The organism is Enterovibrio makurazakiensis (assembly GCF_050336585.1).
Lineage (GTDB): Bacteria > Pseudomonadota > Gammaproteobacteria > Enterobacterales > Vibrionaceae > Enterovibrio > Enterovibrio gelatinilyticus.
The window spans coordinates 214045-228010 of record NZ_JAKJSE010000007.1 but is presented as its reverse complement, the minus strand read 5'-3'; the positions used below and the strand labels follow the sequence as shown (position 1 = coordinate 228010).

Genomic DNA, 13966 nt, shown 5'->3' with positions numbered 1-13966 from the left:
ATGATCGATCCAAAGTCAGCATCTAAATCTATGAATAACTTGATTACTGCTGCCTCGCCAAGGTAACGACGGGTCGGCAAGATCTTTTTCGAACTTGCCATCGACTAAAACGTCAACCAAAGCAACAATCGTTTTTTGTTCTTCAGATAAATTGGCTAATTCGTAACCCGTCCACAGCCAAATATCTTTACCTTCACATTCGGAACGAACACGCTTCACTAACGCCAATACCGCTTGCACGTTTGCAGGGTGAAGCGGATCACCTCCGCTCAACGACAAACCTCGACGTTTGATACGTGTGTCGTTGAGATCTGAGATAACACGATCTTCCATCTGCTTATCAAATACTTGACCTGAACTTAATGACCAAGTGCTTTGGTTGTAACAACCACGGCATTGATGCTCACAGCCAGCAACAAATAAGGTGCAGCGCGTCCCTTCGCCATTAACAACATCAACTGGATAATACTGATGGAAGTTCATTTTCAAACCTTACATGTGCTTAACACGACGTTGCACTTCTTCCTGTTTACCATCATTGAATGGACGCGCATCTGGGCTGCCAAGGTATCCGCAGACACGGCGAGTCACAGACACTTTGGTTGAGTCGTGGTTACCACAACTTGGGCAAACAAAGCCTTTGCTCGAGCAATCAAATTCACCGGTAAAACCACATTCATAGCATTCATCAATCGGCGTATTGGTACCGTAGTAAGGTACGCGTTCGTAGCTGTAGTCCCACACATTTTCTAACGCTTCAACGTTATGCTGAATGTTGGGGTACTCGCCATAACAAATGAACCCACCATTGGCAACTTCAGGGTAAGGCATTTCAAAATCAATTTTATCGTACGGATTGACCGATTTTTCCACATCAAGGTGGAAACTGTTGGTGTAGTAACCTTTGTCCGTTACACCATCCACCACACCAAACTCTTTCGCATCAATCTTACAGAAGCGACTACATAGGTTCTCGCTCGGTGTACTGTACAGGCTGAAACCGTAACCTGTTTCTTCTTTCCAACTATCGGTTTTGGCTTTGAGGTACTTAACCACATCTAAAGCTTTCTGACGCAATACTTCAGAGTCGTAAACATGCTCTTCGGTGCCATACAAAGCGTTGATCGTTTCGTGAATACCGATATAACCCAATGAAATCGAAGCGCGACCATTTTTGAAGATCTCACTAACATCATCGTCTGGGTTCAAGCGAACACCGCACGCTCCTTCCATATAAAGGATGGGGGCAACACGTGCTTTCACGCCACGCAGTCGGTCGATACGAGAATCCAACCCTTCGCGGGCGATATCCAACACTTCGTCCAACAGAGAGTAGAAGCTCTCTTCACTTCCGTTTGCACGAAGAGCGATACGAGGCAGGTTAATACTCACCACACCAATGTTGTTGCGGCCTTCATGTACTAACTTGCCGTTCTCTTCATAGTCAGACAAGAAGCTACGACAACCCATTGGGGTTTTAAACGACCCTGTCACTTCAACCACGCGATCATAGTTTAGAATGTCTGGATACATGCGCTTTGACGCACATTCAAGCGCTAGCTGCTTAATGTCGTAGTTTGGCTCGCCATTCTTGAGGTTTAGGCCCGCTTTAACGCTGAATACCAGCTTAGGGAATACCGCGGTTTTACGGTTTTTACCCAAACCTTCAATACGATTACGCAAAATCGATTGTTGAATCAAACGTGCTGACCACGACTCACCTAAGCCAAAACCGAAGGTCACGAATGGTGTCTGTCCGTTTGCCGTATGCAAGGTATTCACTTCATACTCGAGCGATTGGAATGCGTCGTAGCATTCTTTTTCTGTACGGGCAGCCGCATAGCTTTCCGCATCAGCGATGTTCCACTCACGTGCAACCATCAGGTGTTTTTCGTAGCTGATCTCAACGTAGGGAGCGAGCACTTCATCGATACGATTTATCGTTGTGCCACCATAAATGTGAGAGGCGACTTGGGCGATGATCTGAGCAGTCACAGCTGTCGCCGTCTGGATAGATTTCGGTGTATCAATTTCCGCATTACCCATTTTGAAACCATGGGTCAGCATGTTTTCAAGATCGACAAGCATGCAGTTGAACATGGGGAAGAATGGCGCATAGTCCAAATCGTGATAGTGGATATCCCCTTGGTCATGTGCTCGAACAACGTCTTTCGGCAGCATGTACTGCTTGGCGTAGTGCTTGGCAACAATACCGGCCAGCAAGTCACGCTGCGTTGGGATAACTTTACTGTCTTTGTTCGCATTCTCGTTGAGGATGTCAGAGTTCGTCTGTTCCACCAATCCGCGAATTTCATGACTCAGGCGACTTTTCTTTTCACGCGCACTATCACGATCATGACGGTACTCAATGTAAGCGCGTGCAACTGCCTTATACGGCCCCGCCATAAGATGGTTTTCTACCGCATCTTGTATTTGATGGATATCCACTTCATCGTTACGCATGACTTGCGCAAGAACACCATCTGCTACTGCTGCTGCATAAGCTTGATCCATGTCTTCTACTGCTTGCGCGGCTCGAATCACTGCATCTTCGATACGTTGGCGCTGAAAAGGTACGCGGGCTCCATCGCGTTTGATGACAACAGGTTTCACAAATAGCTCCTCAAGGAATCACCCTTCAATTCAAGGGACAAATGCTGCTCTCACTTAATATAAAGAAGAGCATCACATCGGAAAAACGGCGTTAACCTGACCATGTACAAAACACGTCATTCACAACATTTGGGTGGTATCGAACAAAGCTTCTTCGCTAAAACAATCGACTACACACAATTGTGAAGGACGTCAAGAAATACCAAATATGGACAGAAATCTAACGAGCACTACAATATGTGGTGCATTAGACCGTCGAGGCGCGATCGATACATTGATTTAGATCATGGCACGAGGGGATGCGATTTTTATCTATTCGATTAATGGGGCAAAACGTCAAGAAATGAAAAAAGGCTGTAAAAAAGTGCAACAGGGGGCGCAAAAATGCTAAGCACAAAAAACATCGCATACTGTATGCTCTACTATCCAACTGATAGCCAATTTCTTCAACAGTTCCAGTCTGGATGACTTGGAGGTTATTACCAGTTCGTTGATTGGAACAATACGAGAATATAACTCTGGATATGTCTTCGCTTCACTCACCATCACTCGCGGTTAACAGCATCACTCAAACTTATAGAGTGTTTCAGCACCTTTTCTTTTTGTGCCTACTATTTTTCGCTTTTATGCCGCTTCCTTCGTATGCGAGTTTGACGCTAGCTACATGGAACATGGAGTGGCTATCTGACAAAGGTGATCGAGTTCAAGGCAAGAGAGCGGCTGAAGATTACCTCATGATGCAAACCGTCGCTTCTGTCATTGATGCTGACCTTATTGCATTTCAAGAAGTGGACGGCCCAGAGCCCTTATCCAAAGTCCTCGATCCTCTCAAATATGACTTTTACTTCTCCGACCGAGTGAAGCGCTATAAACGTAGTCGAGGTAGTCATCAGTTTACTGGTTGGGCAGTGAAAAAGGGTATTAAAGTCATCGACCACAAAGACTACCAACCACTCGGTTTACCGACTTTTCTTTCTGGTGGCGATCTTCGCTACGGCGCCTATATTGAAGTGCTGAGAGAAAATGAGCCTTCACTGCATCTACTTTCGATTCATCTCAAATCTGGCTGTTTCGAGAAAGCTGTACGCCGAAACAATAGCTGTAAAAAGCTGGACCGACAGATTGAGGCACTGGCTATCTGGATCAATGCCAAGCACAAACTTGGCCAAGAATTTATCATTGCAGGTGACTTTAACCATTATTTAAACGAGCGTAACGAATGGGCTTGGAAGCAACTGCTAGACCAAACAGAGCCAAACTCATTGATTAACCTATCTGCGTCAACACCAGCAAAATGCAAAGCGAGAAAATTCAATTATCGCACTAAACGCTGGGAGCATGTTGTATATCAGAAACTGATCGATCATATCATTGCCAGTCCAGGCGCTATCGACAAACAATTCCCTCCCGAGGCGAAACAATATAAGTATTCGTATCACGCTGTGGCGACCTACCGACTTTCAGACCATTGCCCAGTCATTGTAGATTTATAACCAATTGCATTGAACTGGCGTCAAATGCTCAGAAACTCTCTTTATTACGCAAAGCTCATTCGCCTTTGACGCTTTACTGACAAAACCGCTAATACCCTGTGCCATCCTGCGGAAACTTTACCAAGATGGACTTTTTCATGCGCTTTCTAACCATCCCTTTTGTTGCTTCCACCCTATTCTTTTCAGTTCAAGCCCTTGCCAAGCCAGAGCTTGCCCCTGCGGCTCTACTCGACTTCGGTCATTACGAAAAAGTAGATGAACGTGTGATTTATGGCGACATACAGCAAAACATTCTTGTGTTGGCTGAAAGAAACACTTCTGAGTCAGACGCTGACTTATTTGTGATTGATGAAATCAACGAGGATATTGAACTCAACCTGCTCATAGTGACGGTGTCACTTTATAACGAACTCGATAATGGATTTGTCATGCGCTAAAAGGCTGTTGTGCATCTAAGCGACAAACCATCATCTTCAGTTAGTTTGAGCACTCAGTTCTGGTACACTTCAAACACGAAAAGGACAACGTTAAAGAAGCAATGATTACTGGTACTTTGAGCAAAATGAAAAGTTCGCTAGAAAGCGGCGTACAATACTCTCTGCCTATAGGGGAAGACGACGTTGCGTTGAACGCATTGATCGGAAAATCACTCACCCTAACTTACACTGGCAAGATCTACTGCGATGCTTGCGGTAACAAAACCAATAAGAGCTTTAGCCAAGGGCACTGTTTTCCATGTACACGTAAGCTTGCTCGCTGCGATATGTGTATTTTGAAACCTGAGACTTGCCACTTTGCTGAAGGCACATGCCGTGAACCCGAATGGGGTGAGCAATTTTGCATGACAGACCATGTGGTTTACCTGTCCAACACCTCTGGTCTAAAGGTAGGAATTACCCGAGCGAGTCAAATACCAACCCGCTGGGTCGACCAAGGTGCAACCCAAGCCTTACCTATATTGAAGGTAAAAACCCGACAACTTTCTGGTTTGGTAGAAATCGCTATTGCCGAATTCCTTGCTGACAAGACGAATTGGCGAGCCATGCTGAAAGGCGATAACGACGATATAGACTTAAAAGAAGAAGCGCGTCGTTTACTGCCAAAAATCGATGCAAAGATCTTTAGCCTACGCCTGCAATATGGCTTTGATGCTGTTGAGCCTGTTCAACATGACATTATCGACATTCGTTATCCCGTGGAAGAGCATCCAACGAAGATTACCTCGCTCAATTTTGATAAAGAGCCCGTCGTTTCAGGTGTCTTAAAAGGTATTAAAGGCCAATACCTGATTTTTGATACTGGCGTGATCAATGTTCGTAAATTTACTGGTTACGAGATAACCGCCACCTATTAGCGCTTGACCTGCTTTCAGCCTGAATACAAAAGCGCCGCAACGACAATGTTGCGGCGCTTTTTGTTATTTATCTTTGCTCGGCTGTTATACCCAAACTACACCCAAGTCTCCTGAATAGAGATCGTCGATGCTAACGCTTATTCTAGGCCAATCTCAAACGTCTTACCGCCCCAGCCATGAACACTATCTCGGGCTTCCACAATCACTTCGGTCACGCCTTCAGGCACTGAAACACCAGATAAGCTTCTCGTAAAGGGTTGCTCGTTTTCATGGGGATGAAGAAGCTCCCTGACACCCAACACATAACCTTCTTTCGTTACCACTCGCCAAGCGTTCGCATAGTGATCCCACCCTTCGTCAGCGTGGGCTACGGTGGCAGAAAATCTGTAAAATTCACCCGATTTGGTTGCCGTGGCGTTTACGACATCTGCTTCGCCAGCAACCGAGTACGATGACATGATGGTCAACATCAGTGCCAATTTCATTGTCCAGATCGTTGATTTGATCACCGAACTCTCCTATCCATGATTGCCAGTATATTTTGTAAAAACAGCGCCTATCGCTTCAACGCAATGCCTGTCGCGTGACTCACTGCTTCCATATTTTCTTCATTGCCCAATGAAATGCTCCAATTGACTGAACCACCATTGGCGATAAGCATACAAGGCACAGCGAGTAAGCTAATGTCATCGGTCTGAGCCTGCAGCGTTATTCTATTTTGTTCCAGTTTCACCATCACTTCGTGCATCGTCGCGACAACTCGGCCACCCGGAATCGTAATGACCATTATCTATTTCCCTTTGTGCTGCAACACAGCCATGGTTAAACGGCTAGTGCAAACGAGACGATCACGATCGTCAACTATTTCAATCTGCCACACTTGAGTGGTTGCACCTAAGTGAATGGGAGTTGCCTTGCCGACTACCTGCCCCGAGCGCATCGCCCGAATATGGTTGGCATTAATATCTAGACCGACGCAGTACTTATTTTCTTCCACACACATGTTCGCAGCTAACGATCCAAGCGTTTCCGCCAATACCACCGAAGCACCACCATGTAACATGCCGAGAGGTTGATGAGTTCGAGAGTCCACAGGCATAGTGCCTGTTAAGCTGTGTTCATCAAATGCCGTGTATTGAATGCCCAGGTGTTCAACCAAGGTATTAGCAGAGGTCGCATTGAGACCCTCAAGGGAAATGTTTTTTTTCCAAATAGCCACAAGCGCTCCTTAATGTGTTTAACAATGCTTTCCTCACCCATTATCGTTAGTTACTAAGGTGAGAGCTACGCTTTACTGTATAAATCTGAAAGACCGATTCGTGACTTTTTCCTATAAAGGTTGAGTCCGATCGGTAAATACGTTTAGCAAATTCACTCCACACCTTGCCTCGGTTGACAGTCATATTACAATGTCGCTCGATTAGCCTAACAAAGTGAATAATCTAGGTCAGAAATGAACTTGAAGCCCAATGCACTTAAACCCCAATGCACTTCGGGGATTCGAGTAATTGATACGTTTAGGTTGAAGGAATTGGCTTCGCGATAAGGACATAACCGTGAAATTTAACACAGTAAAAACTACTCTTGCCACAGCCCTACTCAGCATTGTCATGGGTTGCACCACTTCACCAACGGGACGCAGCCAGCTGATCTTGGTTTCGGGCAGCGAAATGGCAACCTTGGGCAGCCAATCATTTTCTGATCTCAAAGGGACAGAAAAGGTCAGTACCGATAAACAAACCAATCAGTATGTGCAGTGTGTCACTGATGCCATATTAGAAGTCACGCCACCACAACCAGATTTTGAACAATGGGAAGTTGTGGTATTTGATAGCGATCAAGTCAATGCTTTCGCGCTTCCTGGCGGAAAAATTGGTGTGTATACTGGGCTGTTGAAGGTCGCTGAAAACCAAGACCAACTCGCGTCGGTTATCGGACATGAAATTGGTCACGTGATGGCAAATCATGGCAGCGAGCGCGTTTCAAGTTCAGTCGCAACCAACAGCGCACTACAAATTACCAGCATCGCGCTTGGCGTATCGGGCACAGCCAATTCGGATTTGATTCTGGCAGGCTTAGGACTTGGCGTAAATGTGGGTGTTTTGCTTCCGTTTAGCCGTGCCCATGAATCTGAATCAGATCTTATCGGTGTTCAACTCATGAATGAAGCGGGTTTTGACCCTCAGGGCAGCGTAGACCTCTGGAAGAACATGGCTGCAGCTTCAGAAGGAGCACCACCAGAATTGCTGTCCACTCACCCTGGACATGACACCCGCATTGATGATTTGAATGCAGCAATTCGTCAACTTCCAGCGAAATCTCGCAACGCGCCCAACTGTGGAAAACCTAACCTCTAAGCGTTGTAGGGCGAATCGCTCAGAGCCAGTCACACAAGTCTCCCCCCCAATAATAAAAGAAAAAGCCAGCACTTCGAGGTGCTGGCTTTTTCTTTATATATCAAACTTATCTAAGGATATTTTCTATTTAAGGGCAAAGGCCGCTTGTCTATTTAGAGAGACGTCTACCGATTTGCTAACGCCTCTCCGGTCACATCCGCCACCGATATAAACATATGCTGCACTTCACCACGCAGGTTCACCATCGGGTTCAAGGTGACATTTTGATACATGAAGTTTGCTTGCCCTGTGATCGGGCGAACATTACGACAATGAAACAGATATGGTCTCTGTTTCCATACCACAAAGCTTCGACACTTCAGTTCAAATACTGGGCGGCACTTTGCACGAAACCAGTCTTCCGAAATTTCAGGGAATACCTCAAACAGCGACTTACCCTGAACCTTATTTGGATGTTTGCCAGTGTGGTGAACCATGAAACCATTCCACATATGAATGGTATAGTCACGATCAACAACAATCAGTCCCATGTCGATATTCTGCACCATATCGACCATCCAGTTGAACTGTTCAAATTCTGGTGAGTCAATCATGGCTAGTCCTCATCATCCATCAGATAAGCAAGTTTGGCATCCAACAATGGCAGAGAGTCGTCAACCAACAGCAGCAACAGGTCGCACTTAATATTCGTGCCATCGATGGCATAACTCACTTCAATCGTCACGGTTCGCTTCCAAGTACCGTGCATACCTTCCATCAATTTATCAACGGCAAGGTGCTGACCAATAATTGCGGGGTAGCTTTGCGCAAAAACCAAACCTGCTTGTTCACCCATACCGGATAGAAACGCGCTAATCAGTACGTTGCTCACGTCCACCAGCAGTTCTAGCTCGTTGTCGACGCTACCGTCATCAGGGTAATTTAATGTAGTCAGCAGATCTTTCATCGAAGAATCGGAGATAAGCATCAACGCTTCACCAGCGATCCCTTCGCCACTAAAGCCTTGGCAGATGCCTGATATATTGTCATTAGCTGCAAGGTGCTTGATTGTCATGACCAGTTCGCTGACCTCAAACACATTCACGTGTGGCAGAGGCATGTGCACGAAAACATCAAAGTAACGCGCAAGCGAATCGGCGGCTCGGCCCATCGCAACATTCACCACTTCCATGTACATTTCGCGCCGACCTATCTTTAGATCTTGCAGCGGTTTGGCAGCAGCGGCCGCTTCAGCCGCAGTGTCAGATTTGAATGGTGCGAGGATCTCATTTAGTACAGCAGGGCTGGTAGGCTTTTGAACGAACGCGCGCGCACCTAGAGCCATCACTTTTTCTTGTGCTTTCGGTTGTATATCTCCCGAAACAACAAATACGGGGACAGTGATGTTGGCTTCGCGCATTGCTTCTAACGTCTCATACCCGTCCAAAACTGGCATGGTCAGGTCAAGAAACATGACGTCAAAGGTGTTAGCGCTCAGCTGTTCGATGGCGATTTGCCCATTCTCGGCAAATGTCACCTCAGCATTGATAAACGAAGGCAGAGAACGCGCCAATTGTTTTCGCGCTAAAGCAGAGTCATCAGTGATCAATACTCGGGTTGTCAATGTATCTACCCCTACGGTCCGATTATTGTTGATGCTGAACACATCTAAGAAAACAAGGTTGCAGAATATAACGCAATTTTAAAGCCCTTGTCTTAGGTTTGTTACGATACATTGATAAGCATAGTGCCAGTTGAATGTTTTATCGCCTTTAGGAGACAACTCAGTGACAACAACATAAATTTACGGTGTTGTATCTCGTTCTTCTGTCGCTAATTTTTGGTCATCTAACGGGGCTGGATAGGGCAAATTTCCAAACGCTGATAGCTCACGCTTCACTTTATCTAGGTCAGCACTCGTATCATCAAATTCACTCATCAATTGATTGGACTGCTGTCTGTATTCGTTAAAGTCTTTACAATCTTTTTCTGATACCCAATTCCATGAGTTTCCTTTTTTGAACTCCTCACAGGCCTTCTGACTCGTTTCTGCTTTATGGCTAACCTTCAAAATCTGCTCATTTAAATCGCTCACCGCACGCGTCAAACGGTAGCGATCTGCATATAAAACATCAGTATTCTGGAGTCTCGATGTCAATTTGCTGATGGTATCGCGCTGTAAATTATTCTGTTCTTCTAACGATTGAATATTCACCGCCCCTTGCGATGATTTCGCGGTCAGTTCATCCACTGTCGAACGTAAAGAATCAATCTGCTCTTTGTTCTTAACAAGCAATTCCGCGTGCGCGGCTGCATTGATGTCATTTTCAGACAATACAGTTTGTAGTTCCTTCATCTGCTGCTGCGCGGAGCTCAACTTTGTTTCTGATTGCGCTAACTCGTCTTTCACACTGTCGAGTTCATGCTGCGCAACATTGCCAATCGACGACCAATGATTGTTGGTGACAAGGCCACCTAACACCAAACCACCAACAAACAGTAATGCGCCTTTTTTGTTTGCGCTTGTCATATCCATTCCCCATAAAAAAGCTGCCGCCATGATACATCATGGGGCAGCTACTAATGTTAGCTCAAAGAAAAAAAGCGTTAATTATCGGTTGTTTGGCTAGAGTTTACTCAACACTACATCGCCTTTCGGCACACAGCAACACGCTAATACCAGCCCTTCTTCTTTCTCACCAGGGAATAACGCAGGCATATCTGGTTGGTGTACCTCCCCTTCCAATAAACGCATCTTGCAGCAGCCACAAACACCCGCACGACAGCTGTAGTCGACTTGTACACCCACTTCTTCAGCTTGCACCAAGATAGGACGCTGGTTATCGCCGCGAATGTACTCACCATCTAGGGTGATAGACACTTCTGCAGCAGGTGCACCTTCTCCCATTGTTGGTGGCGAGAAGAACTCTTGGTGGCGTTGTGATTCAGGCACACCCAAAAGGTCAAGCAAAGTCATTGCGGCATCCATGAAGCCTTCAGGGCCACAAACGAAGATCTCACGTTGCGTCAACCAAGACACCAGCGCCAAATGTTCTTGGCTCAATCGACCCGTCAGCCCATTCCACTCATCCGAAGGACGGCTCAACAGAGTCATTACCTGTAAACCTTTGTGCTTTTTAGCCAGTGCATCGAGCTCTTCAGAAAAAGGAATGTCCGCTTCTGAGCGACACTGATGAAAAAAGATCACGTCATCAACTTCATTATGATCAGACAATGCTCGAAGCATCGACATCATGGGTGTCACACCACTTCCGCCAGACAACAAGAGTATCTGTCGACGCTTGTTGTTATCATCGCTCAAGTGAAATTGACCATCGGGTTGTTGAGCTTTTACTTCTGCTCCTTCACGCATTTCATCATGAAGCCAGTTGGACACCTCGCCACCCTCTACACGCTTCACTGAGATGGCGAATCGATCTGGTCGAGTGGGAGACGAAGATAACGTATAACGGCGTTGAACACGTTTGCCGTTTATATCTAGCTCCAGAGGAAGATGCTGACCGGCTTTATATTGAGGCAGAACGCCCTGCTGATTTTCAAACCAAAACGTTTTGAAATCCTGCGCCACGTGTTCAATCTCGTGGCAGGTTAAGTTGAGTTTTGGCTTGGTGTTGTCTTCGTAAACTTCGGCATCTCGATACTCTAGCACCTCAATTTTATCGCCCGCACGAATTTCACCTTCGTTCATCGCTATTAAGTTCATCCCGAAATTCACATTGCCATCTTCGGCAGAGCGGAACTGACTCAAGGTGTTAATAGGCTCGCCGTTAACGCGAAAACGCCCTGAGTCCAAATCAAGCGTGGTGAAAACACAGCGACTACATGGGCAGTCAGCGCGAAATACCACAGAGCCAATTCGGATTTTTGCCCACGTATCTTCTTCGAACGCATCGCAACCTGTCACGACCAAGTTGGTGCGAAACTGATCCATGCTATGTACATCTGGCGTCTTGTCATTCAATGCGTTCAATGACGCCTCTGAAATAATCAACAGCGGGAAGCCATCCGCAAAACTGACTTTAGTCTGCGCTTTTGAGGCGTAGCGTGGTGAGGATTCCACGCCCGAAAACAACAATTGCTTGTGCCCACCTAACAAGTGGCTAAACCACGCATTAGCGGTCGACGTCGTGGAGTAAGCATTGAATTCATCTTTCCACACATTAGTGTGTACTTCTTGAAGTGAGAACTGAGCATACTTAAGCACAAGAGGTGACATGGTAGGGTGATTCAACGTAATGCCGTTTGCCTGCAGTGAAACAGACACCTCGGTCATTTTTGGATCAGTACGACCAGTGACAAATTTCCCAGTGCTGTCTGCCACCATGAAACGGCGATCGAAGCTCAAGCCAATGCTCTCTACCCAAGCGTTTGATAAGGAAATACCACTGGCTGATTTAACGGGATAAACATTGATTTGACTGATTTTCGTGTCCACGTGAGCTCCTGCTTTTTATTAATATTTCCCAGCCCACATTAAAACACAGCAACTCTCAGAATCCGCGTAATATCCGTTCAAAATGTGTCATGTATTGCCAGTAAAATGTTGAACTAGCACGCAATAGACTTACCGTTTGAAGTAATAATCCGCGTTAATCGCTCAGGGTCACTCACTATCGTGGGGAATTTAAGGTACAGATGATGCAAACAGGTCAAACACAACGAAATGCATGCCAATGTTTTTTCGCGGATTTCTTCGTTATCCCACCACGCTTCGCCGCTGAGAATTTGGTTCCAATCCTCACTTAAATTTTCAGCCAGTTCGATCGCTTCGCTCGCGTGACCACTGATCAACTCACCCACCGCAACCGGCACTTCATCCGTGTTTTTGCCTGCGCCAAAAATATTGCGAAGAGCGAGAATAGCATCCAATAAGCCATCAAGACGGTCAGGTTGCCTAGCAGCACTAAACAAGCGGGTAAATGCCAAACGGATTCCTGTTGAATCCGTGTCTTCAAGCAATAAGCTCCAGTTTTCAAGCTCGTCCAACACATTGTTGGTAATGTACACGGGCTCGTCAGCTTCTTTCACCGTATCAACAGCAGTCTTCGCCCCTTCCAACGAAAACGGGTCAATATGCCAAGCCCATTCTGGCGCGACGAAAGGCGGCGCATCGTTAAGAAAGCACATGGACATACATAAGGTAATATTAAGCTCTGTCGATACTTTATCGCTTTCCGCTTCAAGCACGTCACTCGGCCAATCGTCATCGTCCAGCAAATCACCGCTGTTGATGGCATAAGCATAGCCAGATTCAAGCATGAATCCGCTGTCTTTGCGTTTCGCCATTTGGCTCGGAAGCTGCAGAACATATTCGGCAATTGAAGGCGAATAACGACGAAGTGTTCCCCACTTAGTCTCAAGCTCATCAAAATCAACCAAGGCGGCATTTCGGAAACCGACAAACAAAGGGATTTGAGCAACCTCGCCATCGGCAACGCTGCGGGCAATTTCTAGCATTTCTAATACGGTACGTACAAACACATCTGCAGAAATCGGACCGCGGACACGCATCAAATCATAACTGTTGATCAGTAAGGCTGCGGGGAGTGATGACAAGGAGATAACACCTCGTTTTCCCTTTGAGTCCACGTAATGACCATAGGTTTCACTTGGCTCATTACCAATCACTTCGAAGACCCGTTCAAAGGAACGATCTTCGATAAAGTGTCGATAGAGATTTTTGTTGCCTGGCAAGTTGGAAATCGCGGCACTCAAATATCCTGACGCGCGATAGAACAAGTGAGGTCGAGCACCTGCTTTCACCAAAAAGAGTGGATAGAGTTCGGCCGCAACACCCGCCAAGCTTCTCGCAAGGGGATCACTAATACTCACTAATGGCGTCTCACCACCATTTTGTCGACGCCATACCGAAAAGATGTGCTGACCATTTTGGAGCACATGAGGAAGCCGATGGAAAAACGATTGTTCAATATCACCTTGTGACACGGCGACGGCACGCATTTGTCGACAAAGTTGAACATAGGAAGTCAGCGTTTCTAATTGCTTAGACGTGAGTTTTCCCTGGTGCTGTAGTACGTGTCTTGCTTCCGCTTCTGAGATATTCAAAATGTAGCTGACAACGCGATGCCCCATAGCTTTGACGAAATTCGGGATTGGTTCTTTAAACGACATGACACCCCCAGCGTCAA

General features: G+C 46.2%; 14 protein-coding genes. 4 read left to right on the top strand and 10 right to left on the bottom strand.

The window, feature by feature from the left end:
- Positions 1-15: 15 nt before the first annotated feature.
- Together nrdG and nrdD are read right to left on the bottom strand one after the other, a co-directional pair.
- Entirely contained in the window at positions 16-483 is a 468-nt protein-coding gene (nrdG, locus tag L4D06_RS05910; protein ID WP_429738199.1) for an anaerobic ribonucleoside-triphosphate reductase-activating protein, read from the bottom strand.
- 9 nt (positions 484-492) lie between these two features.
- On the bottom strand, positions 493-2613 hold the full coding sequence (nrdD, locus tag L4D06_RS05905; RefSeq protein WP_429738198.1) for an anaerobic ribonucleoside-triphosphate reductase: 2121 nt from the start codon (positions 2611-2613) through the stop codon (positions 493-495).
- Between the two features lie 671 nt (positions 2614-3284).
- Between nrdD and L4D06_RS05900 the strand changes: the two genes are divergently transcribed.
- From L4D06_RS05900 to L4D06_RS05890, 3 genes are all read left to right on the top strand, one after another.
- Positions 3285-4106, top strand: coding sequence for an endonuclease/exonuclease/phosphatase family protein (locus tag L4D06_RS05900; RefSeq protein ID WP_429738196.1), 822 nt, complete (start codon positions 3285-3287; stop codon positions 4104-4106).
- Positions 4107-4243: 137 nt separating this feature from the next.
- Positions 4244-4543 carry a hypothetical protein gene (locus L4D06_RS05895; protein ID WP_274163024.1) on the top strand — a complete coding sequence of 100 codons (300 nt, stop codon included), beginning with the start codon at positions 4244-4246 and terminating at the stop codon, positions 4541-4543.
- Between the two features lie 101 nt (positions 4544-4644).
- Positions 4645-5460 (top strand): DUF2797 domain-containing protein, encoded by an 816-nt coding sequence (locus L4D06_RS05890; RefSeq protein ID WP_274163023.1) that lies wholly within the window; start codon positions 4645-4647, stop codon positions 5458-5460.
- A gap of 137 nt (positions 5461-5597) precedes the next feature.
- Here the strand turns inward: L4D06_RS05890 and L4D06_RS05885 are convergent, their stop codons facing one another.
- Genes L4D06_RS05885 through L4D06_RS05875 form a run of 3 tightly spaced genes read right to left on the bottom strand, consistent with a single transcriptional unit; the run spans position 5598 to position 6679 of the window.
- The gene (locus L4D06_RS05885) at positions 5598-5969 is read right to left on the bottom strand and encodes a hypothetical protein (protein ID WP_429738194.1); all 372 of its coding nucleotides are present in this window, start codon (positions 5967-5969) and stop codon (positions 5598-5600) included.
- A gap of 47 nt (positions 5970-6016) precedes the next feature.
- Positions 6017-6247, bottom strand: a complete 231-nt coding sequence (locus L4D06_RS05880; RefSeq protein ID WP_429738192.1) for a DUF3389 family protein — start codon at positions 6245-6247, stop codon at positions 6017-6019.
- 3 nt (positions 6248-6250) lie between these two features.
- A complete protein-coding gene (locus L4D06_RS05875; protein WP_274163020.1) occupies positions 6251-6679 on the bottom strand; it encodes a hotdog fold thioesterase in 429 nt (142 codons plus the stop codon).
- Positions 6680-7016: 337 nt separating this feature from the next.
- Here L4D06_RS05875 and L4D06_RS05870 point away from each other — a divergent pair, with 337 nt between their 5' ends.
- On the top strand, positions 7017-7817 hold the full coding sequence (locus L4D06_RS05870; protein ID WP_429738190.1) for a M48 family metallopeptidase: 801 nt from the start codon (positions 7017-7019) through the stop codon (positions 7815-7817).
- A 164-nt stretch (positions 7818-7981) separates the two neighbouring features.
- Here the strand turns inward: L4D06_RS05870 and L4D06_RS05865 are convergent, their stop codons facing one another.
- The 5 genes from L4D06_RS05865 to L4D06_RS05845 form a co-directional block, all read right to left on the bottom strand.
- Positions 7982-8410 (bottom strand): PAS domain-containing protein, encoded by a 429-nt coding sequence (locus tag L4D06_RS05865; RefSeq protein ID WP_274163018.1) that lies wholly within the window; start codon positions 8408-8410, stop codon positions 7982-7984.
- A gap of 2 nt (positions 8411-8412) precedes the next feature.
- The gene (locus L4D06_RS05860; protein WP_274163017.1) at positions 8413-9420 is read right to left on the bottom strand and encodes a response regulator; all 1008 of its coding nucleotides are present in this window, start codon (positions 9418-9420) and stop codon (positions 8413-8415) included.
- A gap of 180 nt (positions 9421-9600) precedes the next feature.
- On the bottom strand, positions 9601-10326 hold the full coding sequence (locus L4D06_RS05855) for a hypothetical protein (protein ID WP_429738188.1): 726 nt from the start codon (positions 10324-10326) through the stop codon (positions 9601-9603).
- Positions 10327-10422: 96 nt separating this feature from the next.
- A complete protein-coding gene (locus tag L4D06_RS05850; protein WP_429738186.1) occupies positions 10423-12252 on the bottom strand; it encodes an MOSC N-terminal beta barrel domain-containing protein in 1830 nt (609 codons plus the stop codon).
- A gap of 113 nt (positions 12253-12365) precedes the next feature.
- Complete coding sequence (locus L4D06_RS05845) at positions 12366-13949, bottom strand: hypothetical protein (RefSeq protein ID WP_274164031.1); 1584 nt, start codon at positions 13947-13949, stop codon at positions 12366-12368.
- Between the last annotated feature and the right edge of the window lie 17 nt (positions 13950-13966).